Source organism: Variovorax sp. FW305-3-2-15-B-LB1 (assembly GCF_058787635.1).
Genome location: NZ_JBYSZY010000084.1, coordinates 1 through 20,760, shown reverse-complemented (window position 1 = coordinate 20,760; position 20,760 = coordinate 1). Strand labels below are relative to the sequence as shown.

Sequence of the window (20,760 nt, the reverse complement as noted above, 5' to 3'; positions counted from 1 at the left end):
TAAAAAGCGCTGACTCGAAAGAAGCAGCGCTTTTTTTATTGCGGCAAACAACTGCTAATCAGGCGTTGTGAACTCCCAAGGCATCGGATTGTGCTGCGCCAACCGCTATCAGTTCTGCAAGCAGGTTCGACGTCAGAGCTTCCAGCGTCTCATCGGCAAAGAATCGAGCTCGGATCAACTCGAAATAGGGCGTTCCAGCTAGCCACGCATCCCACTCAGCGTACGGCACCGCATGCAGCTCCAGAAGCTTGAACTTCATCAGCACCTTCATCGCGTGACGCGCGTGCTTCACTGGGTCTCGCTCTAAGCCAGCTAAACGCTTGCGCGCCGTCTGCAACGCGCGCTCGACGTCGGCGAAAACGCCGCCATGCCCTGGAATCACCTGCTGCGGCGCCAACTTCTCGATCAAATCGAGCGTTGCCGCAATGTCCCCGAACGAGGGCTCACCCATCAGCTCCGGAAAGGCGATGCCAAACCCGTTCTCCCAGAGCGCGTCCGCTGAAATCAGAGTCCGCGACACCGGATCGAACAGGATCACCGAGTGCGGATCGTGACCTGGAGCCCCATGCACTTGCCACGCGCTGTCTCCCAGCAGGCATTCAGTGCCTGGCTCGAGCAGTCCAGTGAAGCCAAAGCGCGGGCAACTCTGCCCCGTCGCAAGAAAACTCAGACTCTGCGCATCCCATCGCTCGACCAGCGCAGCCTCTCCAGGCGGAATGTCCGTCCGCAGCGATGGATAACGCTGCTGCAACGCCGCGTTCCCCCCGCAGTGATCGCCGTGCAGATGTGTGTTCAGCACCCGATCGAGTGGACGTTTGCCCAACACCGACTCCACCAGGGCCAGCGTCTGATCGGCATGCGTGGCATAGCCGGTGTCGACCAGCGCCGTTTCCTCGGCTCCGACGAAGAGGATGTTGTTCGAAGACAGCCAGCCCCGCTCGAACACGATGACATTCGCCGGCAGCCCGGCGCTGGCTTCCCCGTGGTGCCCCACGCGCTCAGGCACCGGCGCTGGTGCGCAGCTCGCGCCGCAGGATCTTCCCCACGTTGGTCTTGGGCAGCGACTCGCGGAACTCGATGTGCTTCGGCCGCTTGTAGCCGGTGAGCTGTCCGTTGCAGTACTGGAGCACGGCGTCTTCCGTCAGCGTCGGGTCCTTGCGGACCACGAAGACCTTGATGGCTTCGCCCTGCTTCTCGTCCGGCACGCCCACGGCCGCGCATTCGACGACGCCCGGGCACAGCGAGATCACGTTCTCCAGTTCGTTGGGGAACACGTTGAAACCGCTCACGAGGATCATGTCCTTCTTGCGGTCGACGATCCGGCTGTAGCCGTCTTCCTGCATCACGGCGATGTCGCCGGTGCGCATGAAGCCGTCGGCCGTGAAGGCTGCGGCCGTCTCGACGGGCTGGTTGTAATAGCCGGTCATCACGTTCGGCCCCTTGATGCACAGCTCGCCCGCCTGTCCGATCGGCAGTGATTGGCCTTCATCGTCCTTGATCGCGATCTCAATGCTCGGCAACGGCAGGCCGATGGTGCCCGTGAACTTCGTGTTCGACACCGGGTTGTTGGTGCCGATCGCGCAGGTCTCGCTCATGCCCCAGCCTTCGATCATCGGGCAGCCGGTGGCTTCGAACCACTTGCGCGCCGTGCCTTCGGAGGCAGCCATGCCACCGGCCTGCGAGACGAACAGCGTCGAAAAGTCGACCGTCTTGAACTCCGGGTGCATCAGCAGCGCATTGAACAGGGTGTTCACCGCCGGAAGCATGTGGAAGGGCCGCTTCTTCAACACCGCGACGAACTTGTTGAAGTCGCGCGGGTTCGGAATCAGCGTCATGTGCGAGCCCTGGCGGATCACCAGCAGGCACAGCGTCAGCGCGAAGATGTGATACAGCGGCAGCGCGGCGATGCTGTTGACCTTCGCCAGGTCGCCGGCCCGCGCCAATGCGGGCGTGAACCAGGCTTCGGCCTGCAGCGTGGCGGCCACGATGTTGCGGTGGGTCAGCACGGCGCCCTTCGACAAACCGGTGGTGCCACCCGTGTACTGCAGGAAGGCGATCGAATCGAGCGTGCTCTGGTCGGGCCCGAGCGTGCGCCCGCGGCCTTCGGCAATCGCCTGCTTGAACGGCGTGACCGTGCGGCCGTCGCTCAGCGGCAGCTTGTAGGGCGGCACCATCTTGGCCAGGTGGCGCACGGCCACCGTGATCCACGTGCCGTACAGCCCGCCGAGCAGGTCGCCCATCGCAGTCATCACCACGTGCTTGACCGGCGTGCGCTCGATCACCTGCTCGAGCGTGGCGGCAAAGTTCTCGAGGATGACGATGGCGGTGGCGCCGGAGTCCTTGAGCTGGTGCTCCAGCTCGCGCGCCGTGTACAGCGGATTGACGTTGACGCAGGTGTAGCCCGCGCGCAGCACGGCGCACATCGTGACCGCGAACTGCGGCACGTTGGGCAGCATGATCGCCACCCGCGCACCGGGCGCGAGGCCCTGCGATTGCAGCCAGGCGCCCATCGCCTTCGAGAGCGTGTCGAGCTCGCCGTACGACATCCAGCGCTCCATGCAGACCGAGAACGGACGGTCCTTGTAGCGGCCGAAGGCCTCGTCGAACATGTGAGGCAGGGAGCGGTACTGCTCCGGATGAATCTCGTGCGGCACGCCGGCCGGGTAGTTCTGTCGCGCGGATGTCTGCATGCAAGCTCCTTTGGCGCGGATTGTGGGAGCCAATGCCTCCCACCCGCCAGCGGGCTTGTCCTAGGGGCGCATACCCGGTGTCGCGCAGGCGATAGCCGCCGTGCGCGCGGGAGTCACACAGATGCCGATCAGGCGTTGCCGGATTCGCCCGGCAGCAGCACGCCGGCCGGAATGTCGGGCTGCACCTCGAGCGCGCGGTACAGCGGCGTGAAGTCGGGTGCCGTGAGATCGAAGAGCTGCGCGAAGTTCTCGATCACGAAGTAGTTGGCCTGGTAGGTGTCGATCTTGTAGCGCGTGCGCATGGTGCGCAGCAGGTCGAGCGGAAGGCGGTGCGGCTCGGGGCTGCGCACCGCGTGCTGCAGTTCGCCGACCGAGCTCAGGATGCCGGCGCCGTACGCACGCAGGCCCTCGGGCTGGCGGATCAGGCCGAACTCCACCGTGTACCAGTACAGCCGCGCCAGCTTCTCGCCCGCGCCCAGCTCGTGCGCCTTGATGCCGCCCTGGCCGTAGCGCTGCACGTAGTCGGCGAAGGTGGGGTCGAACAGCATCGGCACGTGGCCGAACAGGTCGTGGAACACGTCGGGCTCGACGATGTAGTCGAACTCTTCGGGCTTGCGGATCCAGTCGGTCACCGGGAACTTGCGGTTCGCCAGCAGCGTGAAGAAAGGCAGTTCGGGAATCAGCCCCGGCACCGCGACGATCTCCCAGCCGGTGGCGCGGTGCAGGCGTTCGTTGAGTTCCTCGAAGCGCGGGATGCGGTCCTTCACGCCGAGCAGCGGCAGCGACTTGATGAAGGCGTCGCAGGCCAGGCCCGTCAGCTGCGCGGCCTGGCGTTCGTACAGCCGCTTGTAGGTATCGTGGTCGGCCGCCGTGTAGCTGGCCCAGTCCTGCGGGCAGGTGTAGTCGGCTTGCACCGAACCGCCGCGCGAGTAGTCGCCGCGCGGCGGGCGATCGGAGGCGCCATAGACGGCGGGAGTGACAACGGCGGCGGGGGTATCCATGGGGCGTTCGGTTTCTCGGGTTACTTGAGCCAGCGGTCCATCACGCGCTGGAAGTCGCCGCCGGCTTGCTGCAGGTGCAGCCATTGGTCGACATACGATTTGAAAGCCACGTCGTCGCGCGGCAGCATCCAGGCCATCTCGCCGTACTGCAGCGGCTTGTCGGGGTTCACCGCGCACAGCCCGGGCTTGAGCTTTTGCTGCGTGATGGCCTCGGCCGATTCGGTGACGAACACGTCGGCGCGATTGGCCAGGATCTCGTCGAAGATCGTGACGTTCTCGCCGTGCAGCGTGAGCCTGGCCTGCTTGAAGTTGGTGCGGGCGAAGCGCTCGTTGCTGCCGCCCGGGTTGAAGATCACGCGGGTCGACGGCTGGTCGATGGCCGCCACGCTCTGGTACTTGGCCACGTCGGCGCAGCGCGCGATGGGCGTCTTGCCGTTGACCATGTAGGGCGCGCTGAAGAAGGCGCGCTTCTGGCGGTCGGTGGTCACCGACACGCCGCCCACGGCGATGTCGCACTTGCCTGCGGCCAGGTCGGGCAGCAAGTTGGCCCACGTCGTCTTGACCCATTCGGGCTTCGCGCCGAGGCTGGCGCTGAAGCCGGCCATCAGGTCGACGTCGATGCCTTCGAACGAGGCGTCGGCCTTCTGGAAGCTGAAGGGCCGGTAGTCGCCCGGCGTGCAGATGCGCAGCACGGCCGCCTTCTGCACCGTGTCCAGGTGCGAGGCACCCGGGCCGGCCGCGGGCGGCGCCGAAGCACAGCCCGAGAGCACGACAGCAGCGGCGGCTGCCGCGACAAAGGAAGTGACGACAGTCGAAGAAGACGCGTGGCGCATGCCGGGCTCCAGGGCAGTGGTGAAGCGCCTTATTTTGCGGCGCTCAGCACGCCCCGGCGCATCTGGTCGAGCTCGATGCTCTCGAACAGCGCCTTGAAGTTGCCGTTGCCGAAGCCGTCGTCGCCCTTGCGCTGGATGAACTCGAAGAAGATCGGGCCCAGCTGGTTCTCGCTGAAGATCTGCAGCAGCAGTGCGTCCTTCTTGCCGTCGATCAGGATCTTGCGGCTCTTCAGCTCGGCCACGCTTTCGCCGTGGCCCGGAATGCGCTTGTCGATCAGCTCGTAGTAGGTGTCGATGGTGTCCAGCAGCGTCACGCCGTTGGCGCGCAGCGCGTCGACGCTCTCATACAGGTTGTCCGAGCCCATGGCGATGTGCTGGATGCCCTCGCCCTTGTACATGTCCAAGTACTCCTGGATCTGGCCGGCCTGTTCCTTGCCTTCTTCGTTGATCGGGATGCGGATCTTGCCGCAGGGGCTGGTCATGGCCTTGCTCTTCACGCCCGTCACCTGGCCTTCGATGTCGAAGTACTTCACTTCGCGGAAGTTGAAGAGCTTCTCGTAGAAGTTGGCCCACACGTCCATGCGGCCGCGGTACACGTTGTGCGTCAGGTGGTCGATGTAGGTCAGGCCATTGCCCTTGCGCGCCAGCGCGTCCTGCGACGACACGCCCGGCAGCGCCTCGAAGTCCACGTCGTAGAAGCCGATGTTGCCGATGTCGCCCGGCTGCGCGCCGTTCTTGCCCGGCCAGCGGTCCACCAGGTAGATCAGGCTGTCGCCGATGCCCTTGATGGCGGGGATGTTCAGCTCGCCCGGACCGGCCTTGTCGGCGAAGCCCCAGGCGCCCAGCGCAGTGGCGCGCTCGTAGGCCTGCTTGGCGTCCTGCACGCGGAAGGCGATGGCGCACACGCTCGGGCCGTGCTCGCGCGCAAAACGCTGGGCGAACGAATCGGGCTCGGCGTTCAGGATGAAGTTGATCGTGCCCTGGCGGTACAGCAGCACGTTCTTGTGGCGGTGCTTGGCGATGGCCACGAAGCCCATGCGCTCGAACACCTTGCCCATCGCGACCGGATCGGGTGCCGCGTACTCGATGAATTCGAAGCCGTCGGTGCCCATCGGGTTCTCCCAGGGCGTGAAGGCGGGGGCGTCGGCGTGGCTCATGGGTGCTGTCTCCGAAAAGTGGGGAAGTTGTGCAGAAAGGAAAACAAAGGCTCGGATTCGGGCCGTGCTGCACTGTAGGTCGGAAGGCGTTCAGGTTTTCTGCGTTTCTGGGCGCCCTGGGTGGCCATGACGCAGTAAAACTGCAAAAATGACGAAATGGAAGCACTCGACAAGATAGATCGACTCATTTTGCGCATGCTGCAAGCAGACGGCCGCGCCACCTACGACCAGATCGCGGAGCAGGTCAGCCTGTCGCCCAGCGCCGTGCTGCGGCGGGTCAAGCGGCTCGAGGAGCACAAGGTCATCGACCGCTACGTGGCCCTGGTCCAACCCGAGGCGGTCGGCCTGGGCCTCACGGCCTACCTGAACGTGCGGCTCGAAAAGCACACCGAAACCCACAAGCGCAACCCCATGGACCTGTTCCGCGCCAGCGTGCAGACCTGGCCCGAGGTGGTCGAGTGCGCGGCCCTCACCGGCGACATGGACTACCTGCTGCGCGTGGTGGTGGCCGACATGGCGCACTACAGCCGCTTCATCATGGACACCCTGTTGAAGCACCCCAGCGTCGAAGACTGCAAGACCAGCTTTGTGCTCGATCGTGTCAAAGCCACAACATCTGTGCCCGTTTAACCACAAATTGGTTGCGTAAACACCACGGACTCTGGTATCGAGTCACGAATGCGTCCAGAAAGTGTCCTTGCAGGCTTGGTGATTAAGGGAAAACCCTTACATTGGAGCCATGCTTACCGCCAAGACCCTCCTCAAAGCGTCTCTCGGCCTCGGCTCTTTCCTGAAGGCGCCGATGGTTGAGGCGCAACCGCGCGCCGTCAGCGCGCCCCCACCCGTCATGGTGCCGATCCGCTCGATCGGCCCGCGCGAGCGCGAACGCATCGCGCGCCACCTGCTGGACCTGACGCCGCACGACCGCTACCTGCGCTTCGGCTATGCCGCGGCCGACGAGCAGGTCCTGCGCTATGTCGAAGGCCTGGACTTCGACCGTGACGAACTGTTCGGCATCTACAACCGCCGCCTCGACCTGATCGCGATGGCGCACGTGGCCTATGCGCCCGGCGACCAGCACAGCGACTGCGCCGAATTCGGCGTGTCCGTGTCGTCGCACGCTCGCGGCCGCGGCTATGGCGCGCGCCTGTTCGAGCGTGCCGTGGTTGCCGCGCGTAACGAAGGCGTGGGCATGCTCTTCATCCATGCGCTGAGCGAAAACGCCGCCATGCTCAAGATCGCCCGCAACGCCGGCGCCACCGTGGTGCGCAGCGGCTCGGAGTCGGAAGCGCACCTGCAGCTGCCCACCGCCACCTTCGACAGCCGCATGAGCGAGATCGCGCTGGAGCACTACGCCGCGGTCGATTTCGCACTCAAGAGCCGCGCCAAGCAGTTCTGGGCCTTCCTGGCGAGCCTGCAGGAAGTGCGCAGCGGCATGCGCGACGCAAGAAGCAAATCGGCGCCGTGAGCGGGCAGGGCCGGCCTATGCCGGCCGGACGGTAGAGCCTGTCATGCGCAATCCGTTATCCTTGTCTCTCTTCAACTCCGCCCTCCCGCAGTGGCCGACCCTCACCCTGAACGCGCTCCCGTTGAACGGGAAGACAAGCGTGGCTTTCTCCAGAAGCTCGCCGAATTCATCCACCCCGGCCCCGATTCGCGCGACGAGCTGATCGAAACCCTCGCCGATGCCGAGGACAACGAGGTGATCGGCGCCGAATCGCGCGTGATGCTCGAAGGCGTGCTGCGCATGGCCGACATGACGGCCGGTGACGTGATGGTCGCGGCGCCGCGCATGGACCTCGTGAACATCGACGCGCCCTTCGACGCGTTGCTGCACTCGGTGATCCAGACCGCGCACTCGCGCTTTCCGGTCTACGAGGGCGAAAAAGAAAACATCATCGGCATCCTGCTCGCGAAAGACCTGCTCAAGCTGCAGCGCGCGCCGGGCCTGAACATCCGCGCCTTGCTGCGTCCGGCCACCTTCGTGCCCGAGAGCAAGGGCCTGAACGACCTGCTGCGCGAGTTCCGCGGCAACCGCAACCACCTGGCCATCGTCATCGACGAGTTCGGCCGCGTGGCGGGCCTCATCACCATCGAGGACGTGCTCGAGCAGATCGTCGGCGAGATCGAGGACGAGTTCGACATCGCCGAAGACGAGGGCGACATCTTCGGCCTGGCCGATCACACCTACCGCGTCTCGGGCGACACGCCCATCGAGCGCGTGGCCGAGGCCTTCGGCATCGTCTTCAACGAAGAACAGCTGAGCGAAGACTTCGACACCATCGGCGGACTCATCGCGCACGAGATGGGCCACGTGCCCAAGCGCGGCGAGCACCACGCCATCGGCGGCTTCGACTTCGTCGTGCTGCACACCAAGGGCGGCGCGGTGCGCTGGTTCCGGGTGTCGCCGGCGCGCGGCGGCGACGCGGCCGACTGATGCCGGCGCCCGCAGCAGCGGCCCCGGCCCGCGTCTCGCCCACCTCTCCCCCTTCCTCCGCCGCCTCCGGGCTGCTTCGCCTGCTCGGCTTCGGCCTGGCGGGCGTGGCGCAGGCCCTGTCCATCGCTTGGCCGGGCGACGGCCGTCCGCTGTGGTGGCTGCAGCTGCTGTCGCTGGCCGGGCTGGTCTGGCTGCTCGACGGCCTGCGCGCCCAAGGCGCGGGCTGGCGCCGCGCCAGCCTGCACGGCTGGGTGTTCGCGACCGCCTGGCTCACCGGCAGCTTCTGGTGGCTCTTCATCTCGATGCACACCTACGGCGGGCTGCCGGCGCCGCTGGCGGTGATCGCCGTGCTCGCGCTGGCGGCGGCGCTCGGGCTCTACTACGCCGTGGCCTGCGCCTGGTTCGTGGTGCGCGGGCCGACGGGGCGCGTCGCCGGTGCCTTCGTGTTCGCGGCGCTGTGGACGCTGGCCGAGCTCGTGCGCGGCAGCTGGTTCACCGGCTTTCCCTGGGGCGCGGGCGGCTACGCCCATGTCGACGGTCCGCTGGCCGCGCTGGCGCCGTGGGTCGGCGTGTACGGCATCGGCGCCGCGGCGGCACTGGCCGTGGCGCTGGTCGCGCGGCGCCTGCCGCTGCGTGGCGTGGTGCCGACGGCGCTGGCCGCGGTGCTGCTCGCCGCGGTCTTCGTGCTGCCCAACGTTGTCTCGCCGCTGCCTGCCGATGCGCGCGGTGCGCAGGGCACTGCCGGCACGCTGCAGGTCGCGCTGCTGCAGGGCAACATCCCGCAGGACGAGAAATTCATTCCGGGCGGTGGCATCGAAACCGCCTTGCGCTGGTACGCCGAACAGCTGCGCGACGCCAAGGCCCAGCTCGTGGTCACGCCCGAAACCGCGCTGCCGCTGCTGCCGCGCCAGCTGCCCGCCGGCTACCTCGACGCGATCCAGGAACGCTACGGCCAGCCGGGCTCGCAGCAGGCGGCCATCGTCGGGCTGCCGCTCGGCGACGGGCCGGGCACCTACCGCAACGCCGTGCTCGGCTTCATGCCCGGTGGCGCGGCGCAGCCCTACGCCTACAGCAAGCACCACCTCGTGCCCTTCGGCGAATTCATTCCGCCGGGCTTTCGCTGGTTCATCCGCATGATGAGCATCCCGCTGGGCGACTTCGAGCGCGGCGGCCTCGCGCAGGCGCCCTTCGTCTGGCAGGGCCAGCGCATCGCACCCAACATCTGCTACGAAGATTTGTTCGGCGACGAGATCGGCGCGAACTTCCGCGACGAGGCCACAGCGCCGACCATCCTTCTCAACGTCAGCAACATCGCCTGGTTCGGCGACTCGGTCGCCATCGACCAGCACCTGGCCATCTCGCGCATGCGTGCGCTCGAGTTCGCGCGGCCGATGGTGCGGTCCACCAACACCGGCGCCACCGTGGTGATCGACGCCGCGGGCCGCGTCACGCACGAGCTGCCGCGCCTTACGCGCGGCGTGCTCGAAGCGCCGGTCGAGGGTCGGCGCGGGCTCACGCCCTTCGCGCGCTGGGTCGCGCCCTTCGGCCTGTGGCCGCTGTGGATCGCGGCGCTCGTGATCGTCGCGCTGGGCGCGGTCTTCTTCCGGCCCGGGCGCACCCGGGGCTGAGCCGCACCGGCGGATGCGCATTCGACGTCATCGCCCATGAAGCACCACCACCGCCCCAAGCCCGCCGCGCCACCCGCTGTTGATGGCGCAGGCGACCTTCGCGCCAGGGGCTCGGTGCTCGAAGTCTTTCTCGCCTTCCTGAAGCTGGGCCTGACCTCCTTCGGCGGGCCGGTGGCGCACCTGGGCTACTTCCGCACGGAGTTCGTGGAGCGCCGCAAGTGGCTCGACGACAAACGCTATTCCGACCTCGTGGCGCTGTGCCAGTTCCTGCCCGGTCCCGCGAGCAGCCAGGTCGGCATCGCGCTGGGGCTCGGCCGCGCGGGCTGGGGCGGGGCGCTGGCGGCGTGGCTCGGGTTCACGCTGCCGTCCGCCGTGGCGCTCATCCTCTTTGCGGCCGGCGTCACGTACTGGGCGGGCCTGGCGCAATCGGGCGCGGTGCACGGGCTGAAGGTCGTCGCGGTGGCCGTCGTCGCGCAGGCGGTGTGGGGAATGGCGAAGTCGCTGTGCCCCGACCGGTTGCGCGCGGGCGTGGCCGTCGTCGCGGCGCTGCTGGTGCTTGCGGTGCCTTCGGCTGTGGGGCAGATCGTCGCCATCGTCGCCGGAGGTGTCGTCGGTCGATGGGCGCTGCAGCTGGGCCAGCTTCCTGCCGCGCAACACCACGACCACGGCGTGAGCAAGGCGACGGGCGCCGCGCTGCTGGGCCTGTTCGCCGTGCTGCTCGTCGCGCTGCCGATGCTGGCTGCGGCGACACAGTGGCAGCCGCTGTCCGTCATCGCTTCCTTCTATCAATCGGGCGCGCTGGTGTTCGGTGGCGGGCACGTCGTGCTGCCCCTGCTGCAGGCCAGTGTGGTGCCCCCGGGCCTCGTTTCGAACGACGTGTTCCTGGCCGGCTACGGCGCGGCCCAGGCCGTGCCGGGGCCCTTGTTCACCTTCGCCGCCTTCCTCGGTGCCGCCATGCCGGGACCGTTCGGCGGCTGGGTGGGCGGCGTGGCGCTACTGCTGGCCATCTTCCTGCCCGCCTTCCTGCTGGTGGCCGGCGCGCTGCCGTTCTGGGAGACGCTGCGCCAGCGTGATGGCGTCCAGCGCGCGATGGCGGGCGTCAACGCGGCGGTTGTCGGCGTGCTGCTCGCCGCGCTCTACGACCCGGTGTGGACGAGCGCCATCCACTTGAAGGCCGATTTCGGGCTGGCGCTGGCGGCGTTCGGCTTGCTGGTCTACGCGCGCCTGTCGCCGGTGTGGGTCGTCGGGCTGGCGGCGGTGGCGGGCTGGCTGCTGGCCCTCTAAGGCCGGCGCATGACCGCATGCCATGCCGGCATGCAGCGGCATGGCATGCGGGCATGGTTCATGTATCTTCCTCGCCGCCTCGAGAAATCATCCTCAAACCAAGGAGCCCGTATGTACTTTTCTACCCATTTCCGTGCCTTTGCGGCCGGTGCCGCACTGCTCGCGGCCAGCGCGCTCGCGCAGGCCCAGCAGGCGCTGCCCAACGTGGTGATCCTGGCGACCGGCGGCACCATCGCCGGTGCCGGCGCGTCGGCCGTCAACAGCGCCACCTATGCGGCCGCCAAGGTCGGCGTCGAGAAGCTGATCGCCGGCCTGCCCGAGCTGGCCAAGGTCGCTAACGTGCGCGGCGAGCAGGTGTTCCAGGTGGCTTCCGAAAGCCTCACCAACGACAACCTGATGACGCTGGCCAAGCGCGTCTCGGCGCTGTCCAAGCAGTCGGACGTGGACGGCATCGTCATCACCCACGGCACCGACACGCTGGAAGAAACCGCCTACTTCCTGACGCTGACCGTGCACACCAACAAGCCGATCGTGGTGGTCGGTTCGATGCGCCCGGGCACGGCCCTGTCGGCCGACGGTGCGCTCAACCTGTACGACGCGGTGAACGTGGCGGGCAGCAAGGACGCGATGGGCAAGGGCGTGCTCGTGACGATGGGCGACAACATCGACACCGGCCGCGACGTGAGCAAGAACGTCAACATCAAGACCAGCGCGTTCTCCAGCCAGTGGGGGCCGTTGGGCATGATCGTCGAGGGCAAGAACTACTGGTTCCGCGCGCCGGTGAAGCGCCACACCACGAACTCGGAGTTCAACATCGACACCATCACCGCGCTGCCGCCGGTCGAGATCGCGATGGGCTACGAAGGCGTGTCCTCGGTGGCCATCGACGCGATCGCCAAGAGCGGCGCCAAGGCGCTGATCCACGGCGGCACGGGCAATGGCTCGGTGGCCGACCGGATCGTGCCGAACCTGCAGAAGGCACGCACCGACGGCGTGATCGTCATCCGCAGCTCGCGCGTGCCCGACGGCTTCGTGATCCGCAATGCCGAGCAGCCCGACGACAAGTACGACTGGGTGGTGGCGCACGATCTGCGCCCGCAGAAGGCGCGCATCCTGGCGATGGTGGCCTTGACCAAGACCAACAACACCAAAGAGCTTCAGCGCATCTTCTGGGAGTATTGATCTCCCCCAGGCTTGCTCGCTTCGCGTAGCCGCCCACCCCCTTCCGGGGGCAACACCGACGGACCGGCGCAGCCGGATCCGTGGTGTTTCTGGAAGACCCGCCGAGGCTGCGCCCGGCGGGTTTTTTTGTTTTTAACGCTGCGCGCGTTGGCGGCGATGTCTTGCGTATTCCAGGCTGCTCACGCACACCAGCAGCCAGCCCAGGCCGGTCAGCAGGCCGGCCGCGACATCGCTCGCGAAGTGCACCTGCAGGAAGATCCGGCTGCAGGCGATGGTGACGATGGCCGCCACCGAGGCCATGGCGGCCGGCACATGCCAGCGCGCCGGCAGCAGTCGCAGCGCCAGGTACAGCAGCATCCCGTAGCTCACGATCGCGCCCGCGCTGTGGCCGCTGGGAAAGCTGAAGCTCGTCTCCAGCGCCAGCCCGTGGTCATGCACCGGCCGGGCCCGCGCAAAGATGTGCTTGAGCGCGGGGTTCAGCACCACGATGCCGCCGAGCGCGGTCACCCAGCCCAGCGCCAGCCCGCGGTGCGCGTTGCGCCACAGCAGCAGTGCGACCAGTCCGCACACGGGCGCGAGCAGCTGCGCGTCGCCCAGGTGCGTGAGCCAGCTGAAGCTCACGAGCGCGCCCCACGGCACGTGGGCGGCGATGGCGTCGGCCAGCGCCTGGTCGGCGCGGCCCATGGTGCGGCCGTCGCCCAGGTGCGAGGCGATCCACGCGACCAGCACCGCCGCCGCAAGGATCAGCACGAAGCCCAGGCCCAGGCCGAGCGCCAGGCGCGATTCGTCAGGCTCGCCGGTGTCGGGCAGCGGATGGCGCCGTTGCAGCATCCGGCAGGCGAGGCCGGCGCCGAGCACCGACACGGTCAGCGCGAGCGCGAACCAGACCAGGGCGTGTTCGCCCAGCTGCTGTGCAAGAAGAACCAAGGGGGCTGAAGAAGAAAGAAGAAGGGTGTCCGCAGGAGGCATGCGGCGCAACCCTAAGGGGCCGTCGCGCGGCTGGCAAGCGGAAGCCGCAATAGGTCGACGCGCGTGAAGGCTTTGTCGGCCGCCGAATGGTCCCAGCGCTCGACCACGCACACGCGCTGCGCGCCGTCGCCGGACGCTTCCGCGCGCAGCACGTTCACCGAATTGGGCGCGTCCCAGCGCACGCGCGTCGACACGGCGGTGCCGGCCTGCACCGCCCAGGCCGTGGGCGGGCAGCCCGGAAAGTGCTCGTCCAGCGGGCGCACGAAGGGCAGGTGGATGTGGCCACCGACGACTAGGTCGGCGCCCGCCGCCGTCCAGCGCGCCACCGCCGCCGCGCGCCCGTGCAGGCGGTTCTGCCGGTCTTCGGGCCGCGTCACCAGCACCGGCTGGTGCGTCACGACCACGCGCACCTGCCGGGGCGAAGCCTGTGCCAGTCGCGCCGCCACGCGCTCGACCTGAGCCGGCGACACCTCGCCGTCCTCGTGCCGGTACCAGCGCGTCGTGTTGACCGTGACCACCAGCCAGTCGTCGCAGGCGAACACCGGCTCCAGGTCGGCGCCGAAGGCCTCGGTGTAGCGGCCGTAGGGCGAGAAGACGCGCGCCGCCAGCTGGAACAGCGGGATGTCGTGGTTGCCCGGAATCGCGACCACCGGCGCCGCCAGCCGGTCGGCGAAGGCGCGCGCCGCCGCGAACTGGCGGCGCGTGGCGCGCTGCGTGATGTCGCCCGACAGCAGCACCGCCTGCGGCGCCAGCGCGTGCGCCAGGCGTTCGAGCGCCTGCAGCACCTCGGGCTGTTCGGTGCCGAAGTGCGGGTCGGACACTTGCAGCAGGCAGCTCATGGCCGTGCCGCCTCCAGCTCGGGCGCGCTGTCGGGCCGCACCAGCCACAGCGGGTCGGGCGCCACGCGGAACAGCAAGGGCATGTCGACCCAGTCGATCTCGCCGTCGGTGGCGATCTTCACGCGGCGCGGCGTGCGCAGCCGGCCGGCCTTCACCGTCATCGACTCGAAGGGAAAGCTCAGCACCTCGTCGGCGTCGCCCAGCCGCCCGAGTGCGCCGCGCACCAGCAGCCCCGGCATCGACAGCAGGCCGACCGGCTTGAGCGCCACCGCGGTCAGCCGGCCCTGCTCGGGCGCCTCGGCGTGGTCGACGCCCGCCTGCATCAGCTGCAACGGGTTGTTGCCCACGAACAGCGTGGGCGTGCGGATGTCGCGCTCGTGGCCGTGCGAGGCGATGCGCAGCTGCCAGTGGCGATGGCGCCCGCGCAGCACCGTCAGCAGGCCCGAGTAGAAGGCGATCCAGCGGTGGCGGCCGAAGCGTGCCTTGTGGCTCTCGCGCTCTTCCAGCAGGTCGGCATACAGGCCCATGCTGGCGTTCACCAGGAACACGCGGTCGTTCACCAGCCCCACCTGCACCGCCCGGGGCTGCTGCGTCAGCAGCACCTGCAGCGCCTGCGCCGTGTCGCGCGGGATGCCGTGGGTGCGGCTGAAGTAGTTGAAGGTGCCCTGGGGCAGCACGCCGAAGGGGCAGCCGCTGCCCAGCGTGGCCTGGGCCACGGCGTTGATGGTGCCGTCGCCGCCCGCGGCCACCACCACGCCGCCCACGGCCCGGGCCCGTTCGACCGCTTCGCGCGCCAGCGCCTGCACGCGGCCGGGGCCGTCCACGAGGAACACGCGGTGCCGGCGGCCGTCCGCGGCAAAGGCGTCGTCGATGACCTGCCGGGCCTGCGCGGCGTCTTCGCTGCCGGAGCCGGCGTTGAGCACGATGAAAAACGGGGTGTCGGGGCCGATGTGAGGCGATGCCATGCAGTGAGAGAGGGGGAAAGCGCAGGAAAGTGCCGAAAGCGGCGGGAAACGCAAAAAAGCGTGCGGGGCCGGGCTTTGTCCCACAGCCGCGCGGGCTGTCGCGGCAGCCGGCATCCCGAGCGGCTGTGGGAGAGATGCCCTCCCGCGAACGTAAAATCGTCGCCTTTCGCGGCGTGTGCCGCGCCACCGTCCCGTCCAATGTCCGGCCCTCGACGCCGGCCAGCTTCATGTTGACCTTCCAGCAAATCATTCTCAAACTGCAGTCGTACTGGGCCGACAAGGGCTGCGCGCTCCTGCAACCGTACGACATGGAAGTGGGCGCGGGCACCTCGCACACCGCCACTTTCCTGCGCGCGCTCGGCCCCGAGCCCTGGAAGGCCGCCTACGTGCAGCCCAGCCGCCGTCCCAAGGACGGCCGCTACGGCGAGAACCCCAACCGCCTGCAGCACTACTACCAGTACCAGGTCGTGCTCAAGCCCGCGCCCAGCAACATCCTCGAGCTCTACCTCGGCAGCCTCGAGGCCCTGGGCTTCGACCTGAAGAAGAACGACATCCGCTTCGTGGAAGACGACTGGGAGAACCCCACACTCGGCGCCTGGGGCCTGGGCTGGGAAGTCTGGCTCAACGGCATGGAGGTGACCCAGTTCACCTACTTCCAGCAGGTCGGCGGCATCGACTGCAAGCCGATCACCGGCGAGATCACCTACGGCCTGGAGCGCCTGGCCATGTACCTGCAAGGCGTGGACAACGTCTACAACCTCACCTGGACCGACGGCCTGAGCTACGGCGACGTCTACAAGCAGAACGAAGTCGAGCAGTCGACCTACAACTTCGAGCACAGCGACGCCGAGTTCCTCTTCACCGCCTTCGCCGCGCACGAGAAGCAGGCCAAGCACCTCATGACCGAGCAGCTCGCGCTGCCGGCCTACGAGCAGGTGCTCAAGGCCGCACACAGCTTCAACCTGCTGGACGCGCGCGGCGCGATCAGCGTGACCGAGCGCGCGGCCTACATCGGCCGCATCCGCAACCTCGCGCGCAGCGTGGCGCAGAGCTACTACGACAGCCGCGAGCGCCTGGGCTTCCCGATGGCCCCGCGCGAGTGGGTCGCGCAGATGCCCCCGAAGAAAGCCGCCTGAGCGATGACGATTCCCATGAACAACAAGAACTCCCTGCTGGTTGAACTGTTTGTCGAAGAGCTGCCGCCCAAGGCGCTGAAGAAGCTCGGCGAGGCCTTTGCCGGCGTGCTGCGCGACCAGCTCGTGGCCCAAGGCCTGGCCGAGGCCGGCTCGGTGCTCACGCCCTACGCGTCGCCGCGCCGCCTGGCCGCCCACCTCACGCACGTGGCCGAGCGCGCCGCCGACAAGGCTGTGTCGCAAAAGCTCATGCCCGTGGCTGTGGGGCTCGATGCCTCGGGCCAACCGACGCCCGCGCTGCTCAAGCGCCTGGCCGCCCTCGGCGCCGATGCCTCGGCCGTGCCGGGCCTCAAGCGCGCCATGGACGGCAAGGCCGAAGCCCTCTTCTACGAAAGCACCGCCAAGGGCGCCACGCTGGCCGAAGGCCTGCAGAAGGCCCTGGCCGAAGCCATCGCCAAGCTGCCGATTCCGAAGGTCATGAGCTACCAGCTCGAAAGCGGCTGCGAGCTGCCCGGCTGGAGCAGCGTGAGCTTCGTGCGCCCCGCGCACGGCCTCGTGGCGCTGCATGCCGACACCGTGGTGCCCATCGAGGCGCTGGGCCTGAAGGCCGGCCGCGAGACGCACGGCCACCGCTTCGAGGCGGCGGTTGACCCCGTGGTGCTGCGCGATGCCAACAGCTACGCCCTGCAGCTGCAGGACGACGGCGCCGTCATCGCCAGCTTTGAAGCGCGTCGCGCCGAAATCGCACGCCAGCTCGCGGCCGCCGCTGTGACGGTGGGCGGCGGCTCCGTGCCGATCCACGACGATGCGCTGCTCGACGAAGTCACGGCGCTGGTCGAACGCCCCAACGTGCTGGTCTGCAGCTTCGAGCGCGAGTTCCTCGAAGTGCCGCAGGAGTGCCTCATCCTCACGATGAAGGCCAACCAGAAGTACTTCCCGCTGCTCGACGCGCAAGCCAAGCTCACCAACAAGTTCCTCGTCGTCAGCAACATCAGCCCCGACGACGCGAGCGCCGTGACCGGCGGCAACGAGCGCGTCGTGCGCCCGCGCCTGGCCGACGCCAAGTTCTTCTTCGACCAGGACCGCAAGAAATCGCTGGCCTCGCGCGTCGAGTCGCTGGGCAAGGTGGTCTATCACAACAAGCTCGGCACGCAGGGCGAACGCGTGCAACGCGTGATGCACATCGCGCGCGGCATTGCCGAAAAGCTCGGCGACGCCACGCTCGCCGCGCAGGCCACCCAGGCCGCCCAGCTGGCCAAGGCCGACCTCGTGACCGACATGGTCGGCGAGTTCCCCGAGCTGCAGGGCACCATGGGCCGCTACTACGCGCTGCACGACGGCCTCGACGCCGCCGTGGCCGATGCGATCGAAGACCACTACAAGCCGCGCTTCGCCGGCGACGAGCTGCCGCGCAACACCGTCGGCCTCGTGGTCGCGCTGGCCGACAAGCTCGAAACGCTGGTCGGCATGTTCGGCATCGGCAACCTGCCCACCGGCGACCGCGACCCGTTCGCGCTGCGCCGCCACGCGCTGGGCGTGATCCGCATGCTGATCGAGAAAGACCTCGCGCTGGGGCTCGACGCCCTGCTGCAGGACGCCGCCGCGCAGTTCAGCGCCATCGACGGTTTCGACAGCAGCAAGGCCACGGTCGAGCTGCGCGACTTCATCCTCGACCGCCTCGCCGGCAGCCTGCGCGAGCAGGGCGCCAGCGCCCAGGAAGTCGACGCCGTGCTGGCCCCGCTGCCGCAGCGCCTGGGCGAAGTGCCCAAGCTGCTGGCGGCCGTGCGCGCCTTTGCCGCACTGCCCGCCGCCGCCGCTCTGGCCGCCGCCAACAAGCGCATCGGCAACATCCTGAAGAAGGCGCCCGAGGCCGACGCGCACGTGAGCGAACTCCTGCTGCAGGAGCCTGCCGAGAAGGCGCTGCACGCCGCCATGGCGCAAGTCGTGCCCGCTGCCAACGCCCAGTTCGACGCGGGCGACTACACCGGCTCACTGCAGACGCTGGCCGCGCTGCGCGAACCGGTCGATGCGTTCTTCACGGACGTGATGGTGAATGCCGAACAGGCCGACCTGCGGCTGAACCGCCTGGGCCTGCTGATGTCGCTGCACAGCGCGATGAACCGCGTGGCGCAGCTCGAGCGGCTGGCTGTCTGACCCCGTGCCCCATCCCTCCACCAGGAGCGGTTCCGCCATGAAGCTCGTCATCCTCGACCGCAACGGCACGATCAACGTGCACCGCGAAGATTTCGTCAAGAGCGACATCGAGTGGACGCCGCTGCCCGGTGCGCTCGAGGCCGTGGCGCGCCTGAACCATGCGGGCTGGCATGTGGTGGTCGCGTCGAACCAGTCGGGCCTGGGCCGCGGGCTGTTCGACATGGCCTCGCTCAACGCCATGCACGCCAAGATGCACAAGATGCTCGCGGCCGTGGGCGGCAAGGTGGATGCGGTGTTCTATTGCCCGCACAGCCCCGACGAAGGCTGCGACTGCCGCAAGCCCAAGGAAGGGCTGTTCCTTCAGATCGGCGACCGCTTCGGCATCGACCTGAAGGGCGTGCCCACCGCGGGCGACAGCCTGCGCGACCTGCAGGCCGGCGCCGCTGCCGGCTGCGAACCGCACTTGCTGCTCACGGGCATGGGCGCGGCGTGCCGCGGGGTTCACCCGCTGCCTCCCGAATATCCGGCGGACACGAGGGTGCATGAAGACCTCGCCGCCTTTGTCGACTTTTTGCTCGCGCGCGAAGCGCGGGCTGCACTGCAGGTGGCTGTCTGATGGCGTTTCTCCGTTCCGTTCTCCACGCCCTGTGGATGCTTGTCACCGTGGTGCCCTGGGGCATCATCATGTGCGTCAGCTCGCTCTGGAAGCGTGGCATTCCGCTGTACTGGATGGCCGAGCAATGGCTCAGCTGGGCCATCGGTGGCGCGCGCGTGCTGCTGGGCATCAAGACCCGCGTGACCGGCATGGAAAACCTGCCGACCGACAAGCTCGCCGGCGCGGTGCTGCTGGTGAAGCACCAGTCCACGCTCGAGACTTTCCTCATGCCCACGCTGATGCCTCACCCGCTGGCCTTCGTTTTCAAGAAGGAACTGATCTACGTGCCGTTCTTCGGCTGGGCGATGGCGCGGCTGGACATGATCCACATCGACCGGAGCCAGCGCGCGCAGGCGTTCAACAAGGTGGTGAACCAGGGTCGCAAGCTGCTCGCGCAGGGCATCTGGATCATCATGTTCCCCGAAGGCACGCGCATTCCGCGTGGCCAAAAGGGCACCTACAAGAGCGGCGGTACGCGCCTGGCCTGCGAAACCGGCGTGCCCGTGATCCCCATTGCCGTCACCTCGGCCAAGGTCTGGCCGCGCAAGGCCTTCATCAAGCGCCCTGGCGTGGTCGACGTGTCGATCGGCCCGGCGATCTCGAGCGTGGGCCGCAAGCCCGACGAGCTGATGCGCGAAGTCGAAGCCTGGATCGAGGCCGAGATGCGCCGCCTCGACCCCGAGGCTTATAGCGACACCCCGGCGCAGCCGCAGCAGACGTTGCCGCGCGAAGCGGGCTGACGCGCCACCCTCAGACCCGGGCCCGACATGCGGGGAATGCTGCAGTTCACGATGGACCTCTTCGAGGGGCAGGGGAGCACGCCGGCGCCTGCTGCTGCGCCGCCGCGGCGGCCGCGGAAGAAGGCCCCAGCGCCTGTGCCACCTGCTGCTCCCGCGCCGGTGGTGGCTGTCGCGCCTTCACCTGTCGGACCCGTTGATCCGCGTCCTGCGGTGCCGTTGGCTGACACGCTGACGCTGGCGAATTTCACACATCCGCAGGCCACGCGTGAAGTGGTTCTGGGGTCGGCGCGGGTGGCCTACGAGTTCAAGCGGGGGCAGCGCAAGACCATCGGTTTTCTGGTTGGTGCCGAAGGACTGTCGGTGCGGGCGCCGCGGTGGGTCACGCTGCGCGATGTCGATGCGGCGGTGCGTGAGAAGGCCGACTGGATTTTGCGCAAGCTGGCGGAGACGCAGCAACGCAATGCACGTGTTGAGGCGACGCGGATTGCTTGGGAAGATGGGGCGGAGTTTCCTTTTCTTGGCGAACTGGTGGTGATCCGGCTCGATCCGAAGCACGGGTTTGCCAGTGTGGGCGGGACGCTCGATCCTGCTGTCGAAGGCGGTGGGCCGCGGACGCTGCGGCTGGCTGTGGCGCAGAACGCTGCGCCTTCGCAGATTCGGGATGCGGCGCAGGCCTGGTTGATGCGGCAGGCTCGAAAGCTGTTCATCGAACGGCTGGATCACTTTGCGCCGCTGCTTGGGGTGTCATGGCAGAAGCTGTCGCTCTCTAACGCTGCCACGCGGTGGGGAAGTGCGAGTGCGGATGGGTCGATTCGACTGAACTGGCGGTTGATTCACTTTCGCCTGCCGGTGATCGACTATGTCGTTGCGCATGAGTTGGCGCATCTGCGGGTTATGGATCACTCGCATCGGTTCTGGGAGACCGTTGAAAGCGTGGTGCCTGACTATGGGGTGCTTAGGCAGCAGTTGAAGGATGAGGCTGTGCCTCGGTGGGGCTGACTTTGCGTGTTTGCTTCCCGGGGCCGGGAGTTCCGCCCGGCGGCGGACTCACTTTCTTTTGCTTCGCCAAAAGAAAGTAAGCAAAGAAAAGGCG

General features: G+C 67.9%; 19 protein-coding genes. 11 read left to right on the top strand and 8 right to left on the bottom strand.

Annotation, left to right across the window (positions count from 1 at the left end; genetic code table 11):
* Positions 1-58 precede the first annotated feature (58 nt).
* The 5 genes from AC3WQR_RS30065 to hppD form a co-directional block, all read right to left on the bottom strand.
* Complete coding sequence (locus tag AC3WQR_RS30065; RefSeq protein WP_492745625.1) at positions 59-1,006, bottom strand: MBL fold metallo-hydrolase; 948 nt, start codon at positions 1,004-1,006, stop codon at positions 59-61.
* The gene (locus AC3WQR_RS30060) at positions 999-2,690 is read right to left on the bottom strand and encodes an AMP-binding protein (protein ID WP_492745624.1); all 1,692 of its coding nucleotides are present in this window, start codon (positions 2,688-2,690) and stop codon (positions 999-1,001) included. The genes AC3WQR_RS30065 and AC3WQR_RS30060 overlap by 8 nt, the downstream gene beginning before the upstream one ends.
* A gap of 128 nt (positions 2,691-2,818) precedes the next feature.
* Positions 2,819-3,691, bottom strand: a complete 873-nt coding sequence (gene phhA, locus AC3WQR_RS30055) for a phenylalanine 4-monooxygenase (RefSeq protein ID WP_492745622.1) — start codon at positions 3,689-3,691, stop codon at positions 2,819-2,821.
* 20 nt (positions 3,692-3,711) lie between these two features.
* Entirely contained in the window at positions 3,712-4,524 is an 813-nt protein-coding gene (locus AC3WQR_RS30050) for a transporter substrate-binding domain-containing protein (RefSeq protein WP_095947889.1), read from the bottom strand.
* A 29-nt stretch (positions 4,525-4,553) separates the two neighbouring features.
* Positions 4,554-5,681, bottom strand: a complete 1,128-nt coding sequence (gene hppD / locus AC3WQR_RS30045; protein ID WP_062482244.1) for a 4-hydroxyphenylpyruvate dioxygenase — start codon at positions 5,679-5,681, stop codon at positions 4,554-4,556.
* Between the two features lie 156 nt (positions 5,682-5,837).
* Between hppD and AC3WQR_RS30040 the strand changes: the two genes are divergently transcribed.
* The 6 genes from AC3WQR_RS30040 (at position 5,838) to AC3WQR_RS30015 (ending at position 12,212) form a co-directional block, all read left to right on the top strand.
* The gene (locus tag AC3WQR_RS30040; RefSeq protein WP_062482247.1) at positions 5,838-6,311 is read left to right on the top strand and encodes an Lrp/AsnC family transcriptional regulator; all 474 of its coding nucleotides are present in this window, start codon (positions 5,838-5,840) and stop codon (positions 6,309-6,311) included.
* 109 nt (positions 6,312-6,420) lie between these two features.
* Positions 6,421-7,149 carry a GNAT family N-acetyltransferase gene (locus tag AC3WQR_RS30035; RefSeq protein WP_062482250.1) on the top strand — a complete coding sequence of 243 codons (729 nt, stop codon included), beginning with the start codon at positions 6,421-6,423 and terminating at the stop codon, positions 7,147-7,149.
* A gap of 90 nt (positions 7,150-7,239) precedes the next feature.
* Entirely contained in the window at positions 7,240-8,118 is an 879-nt protein-coding gene (locus tag AC3WQR_RS30030; protein WP_099793257.1) for a CorC family transporter, read from the top strand.
* Positions 8,118-9,746 (top strand): apolipoprotein N-acyltransferase, encoded by a 1,629-nt coding sequence (gene lnt, locus AC3WQR_RS30025; RefSeq protein ID WP_492745619.1) that lies wholly within the window; start codon positions 8,118-8,120, stop codon positions 9,744-9,746. The genes AC3WQR_RS30030 and lnt overlap by 1 nt, the downstream gene beginning before the upstream one ends.
* A 36-nt stretch (positions 9,747-9,782) precedes the next feature.
* Positions 9,783-11,030, top strand: a complete 1,248-nt coding sequence (chrA, locus tag AC3WQR_RS30020) for a chromate efflux transporter (protein WP_492745616.1) — start codon at positions 9,783-9,785, stop codon at positions 11,028-11,030.
* Between the two features lie 111 nt (positions 11,031-11,141).
* A complete protein-coding gene (locus AC3WQR_RS30015; protein WP_062481776.1) occupies positions 11,142-12,212 on the top strand; it encodes an asparaginase in 1,071 nt (356 codons plus the stop codon).
* A gap of 132 nt (positions 12,213-12,344) precedes the next feature.
* On the opposite strand, the gene AC3WQR_RS30010 is transcribed toward AC3WQR_RS30015, so the two are convergent.
* Genes AC3WQR_RS30010 through AC3WQR_RS30000 form a run of 3 tightly spaced genes read right to left on the bottom strand, consistent with a single transcriptional unit; the run spans position 12,345 to position 14,985 of the window.
* Positions 12,345-13,139, bottom strand: coding sequence for a phosphatase PAP2 family protein (locus AC3WQR_RS30010; RefSeq protein ID WP_492745614.1), 795 nt, complete (start codon positions 13,137-13,139; stop codon positions 12,345-12,347).
* 53 nt (positions 13,140-13,192) lie between these two features.
* Complete coding sequence (locus AC3WQR_RS30005) at positions 13,193-14,020, bottom strand: metallophosphoesterase family protein (protein ID WP_095947893.1); 828 nt, start codon at positions 14,018-14,020, stop codon at positions 13,193-13,195.
* Positions 14,017-14,985 carry a diacylglycerol/lipid kinase family protein gene (locus AC3WQR_RS30000; protein WP_159272764.1) on the bottom strand — a complete coding sequence of 323 codons (969 nt, stop codon included), beginning with the start codon at positions 14,983-14,985 and terminating at the stop codon, positions 14,017-14,019. The genes AC3WQR_RS30005 and AC3WQR_RS30000 overlap by 4 nt, the downstream gene beginning before the upstream one ends.
* 227 nt (positions 14,986-15,212) lie before the next feature.
* On the opposite strand from AC3WQR_RS30000, the gene glyQ reads away from it, so the two are divergent.
* From glyQ to AC3WQR_RS29975, 5 genes are read left to right on the top strand one after another with little or no spacing between them, the layout of a single operon-like run.
* Entirely contained in the window at positions 15,213-16,121 is a 909-nt protein-coding gene (gene glyQ, locus AC3WQR_RS29995; RefSeq protein ID WP_062481784.1) for a glycine--tRNA ligase subunit alpha, read from the top strand.
* Between the two features lie 15 nt (positions 16,122-16,136).
* On the top strand, positions 16,137-18,272 hold the full coding sequence (glyS, locus tag AC3WQR_RS29990; protein WP_492745628.1) for a glycine--tRNA ligase subunit beta: 2,136 nt from the start codon (positions 16,137-16,139) through the stop codon (positions 18,270-18,272).
* 37 nt (positions 18,273-18,309) lie between these two features.
* On the top strand, positions 18,310-18,888 hold the full coding sequence (gene gmhB / locus AC3WQR_RS29985) for a D-glycero-beta-D-manno-heptose 1,7-bisphosphate 7-phosphatase (protein ID WP_070062939.1): 579 nt from the start codon (positions 18,310-18,312) through the stop codon (positions 18,886-18,888).
* Positions 18,888-19,667 (top strand): lysophospholipid acyltransferase family protein, encoded by a 780-nt coding sequence (locus AC3WQR_RS29980; RefSeq protein ID WP_070062938.1) that lies wholly within the window; start codon positions 18,888-18,890, stop codon positions 19,665-19,667. The genes gmhB and AC3WQR_RS29980 overlap by 1 nt, the downstream gene beginning before the upstream one ends.
* 51 nt (positions 19,668-19,718) lie before the next feature.
* Positions 19,719-20,666 (top strand): M48 family metallopeptidase, encoded by a 948-nt coding sequence (locus AC3WQR_RS29975; RefSeq protein WP_492745626.1) that lies wholly within the window; start codon positions 19,719-19,721, stop codon positions 20,664-20,666.
* Positions 20,667-20,760: the final 94 nt, after the last annotated feature.

What these genes read in the sequence shown, in the direction of transcription:
- AC3WQR_RS30060 (WP_492745624.1), bottom strand. Translation starts at nt 2,690, where the DNA reads ATGCAGACATCCGCGCGACAGAACTACCCGGCCGGCGTGCCGCACGAG.
- phhA (WP_492745622.1), bottom strand. Translation starts at nt 3,691, where the DNA reads ATGGATACCCCCGCCGCCGTTGTCACTCCCGCCGTCTATGGCGCCTCC.
- AC3WQR_RS30050 (WP_095947889.1), bottom strand. Translation starts at nt 4,524, where the DNA reads ATGCGCCACGCGTCTTCTTCGACTGTCGTCACTTCCTTTGTCGCGGCA.
- hppD (WP_062482244.1), bottom strand. Translation starts at nt 5,681, where the DNA reads ATGAGCCACGCCGACGCCCCCGCCTTCACGCCCTGGGAGAACCCGATG.
- AC3WQR_RS30040 (WP_062482247.1), top strand. Translation starts at nt 5,838, where the DNA reads ATGGAAGCACTCGACAAGATAGATCGACTCATTTTGCGCATGCTGCAA.
- AC3WQR_RS30035 (WP_062482250.1), top strand. Translation starts at nt 6,421, where the DNA reads ATGCTTACCGCCAAGACCCTCCTCAAAGCGTCTCTCGGCCTCGGCTCT.
- lnt (WP_492745619.1), top strand. Translation starts at nt 8,118, where the DNA reads ATGCCGGCGCCCGCAGCAGCGGCCCCGGCCCGCGTCTCGCCCACCTCT.
- chrA (WP_492745616.1), top strand. Translation starts at nt 9,783, where the DNA reads ATGAAGCACCACCACCGCCCCAAGCCCGCCGCGCCACCCGCTGTTGAT.
- AC3WQR_RS30015 (WP_062481776.1), top strand. Translation starts at nt 11,142, where the DNA reads ATGTACTTTTCTACCCATTTCCGTGCCTTTGCGGCCGGTGCCGCACTG.
- AC3WQR_RS30005 (WP_095947893.1), bottom strand. Translation starts at nt 14,020, where the DNA reads ATGAGCTGCCTGCTGCAAGTGTCCGACCCGCACTTCGGCACCGAACAG.
- AC3WQR_RS30000 (WP_159272764.1), bottom strand. Translation starts at nt 14,985, where the DNA reads ATGGCATCGCCTCACATCGGCCCCGACACCCCGTTTTTCATCGTGCTC.
- glyQ (WP_062481784.1), top strand. Translation starts at nt 15,213, where the DNA reads ATGTTGACCTTCCAGCAAATCATTCTCAAACTGCAGTCGTACTGGGCC.
- glyS (WP_492745628.1), top strand. Translation starts at nt 16,137, where the DNA reads ATGAACAACAAGAACTCCCTGCTGGTTGAACTGTTTGTCGAAGAGCTG.
- gmhB (WP_070062939.1), top strand. Translation starts at nt 18,310, where the DNA reads ATGAAGCTCGTCATCCTCGACCGCAACGGCACGATCAACGTGCACCGC.
- AC3WQR_RS29980 (WP_070062938.1), top strand. Translation starts at nt 18,888, where the DNA reads ATGGCGTTTCTCCGTTCCGTTCTCCACGCCCTGTGGATGCTTGTCACC.
- AC3WQR_RS29975 (WP_492745626.1), top strand. Translation starts at nt 19,719, where the DNA reads ATGGACCTCTTCGAGGGGCAGGGGAGCACGCCGGCGCCTGCTGCTGCG.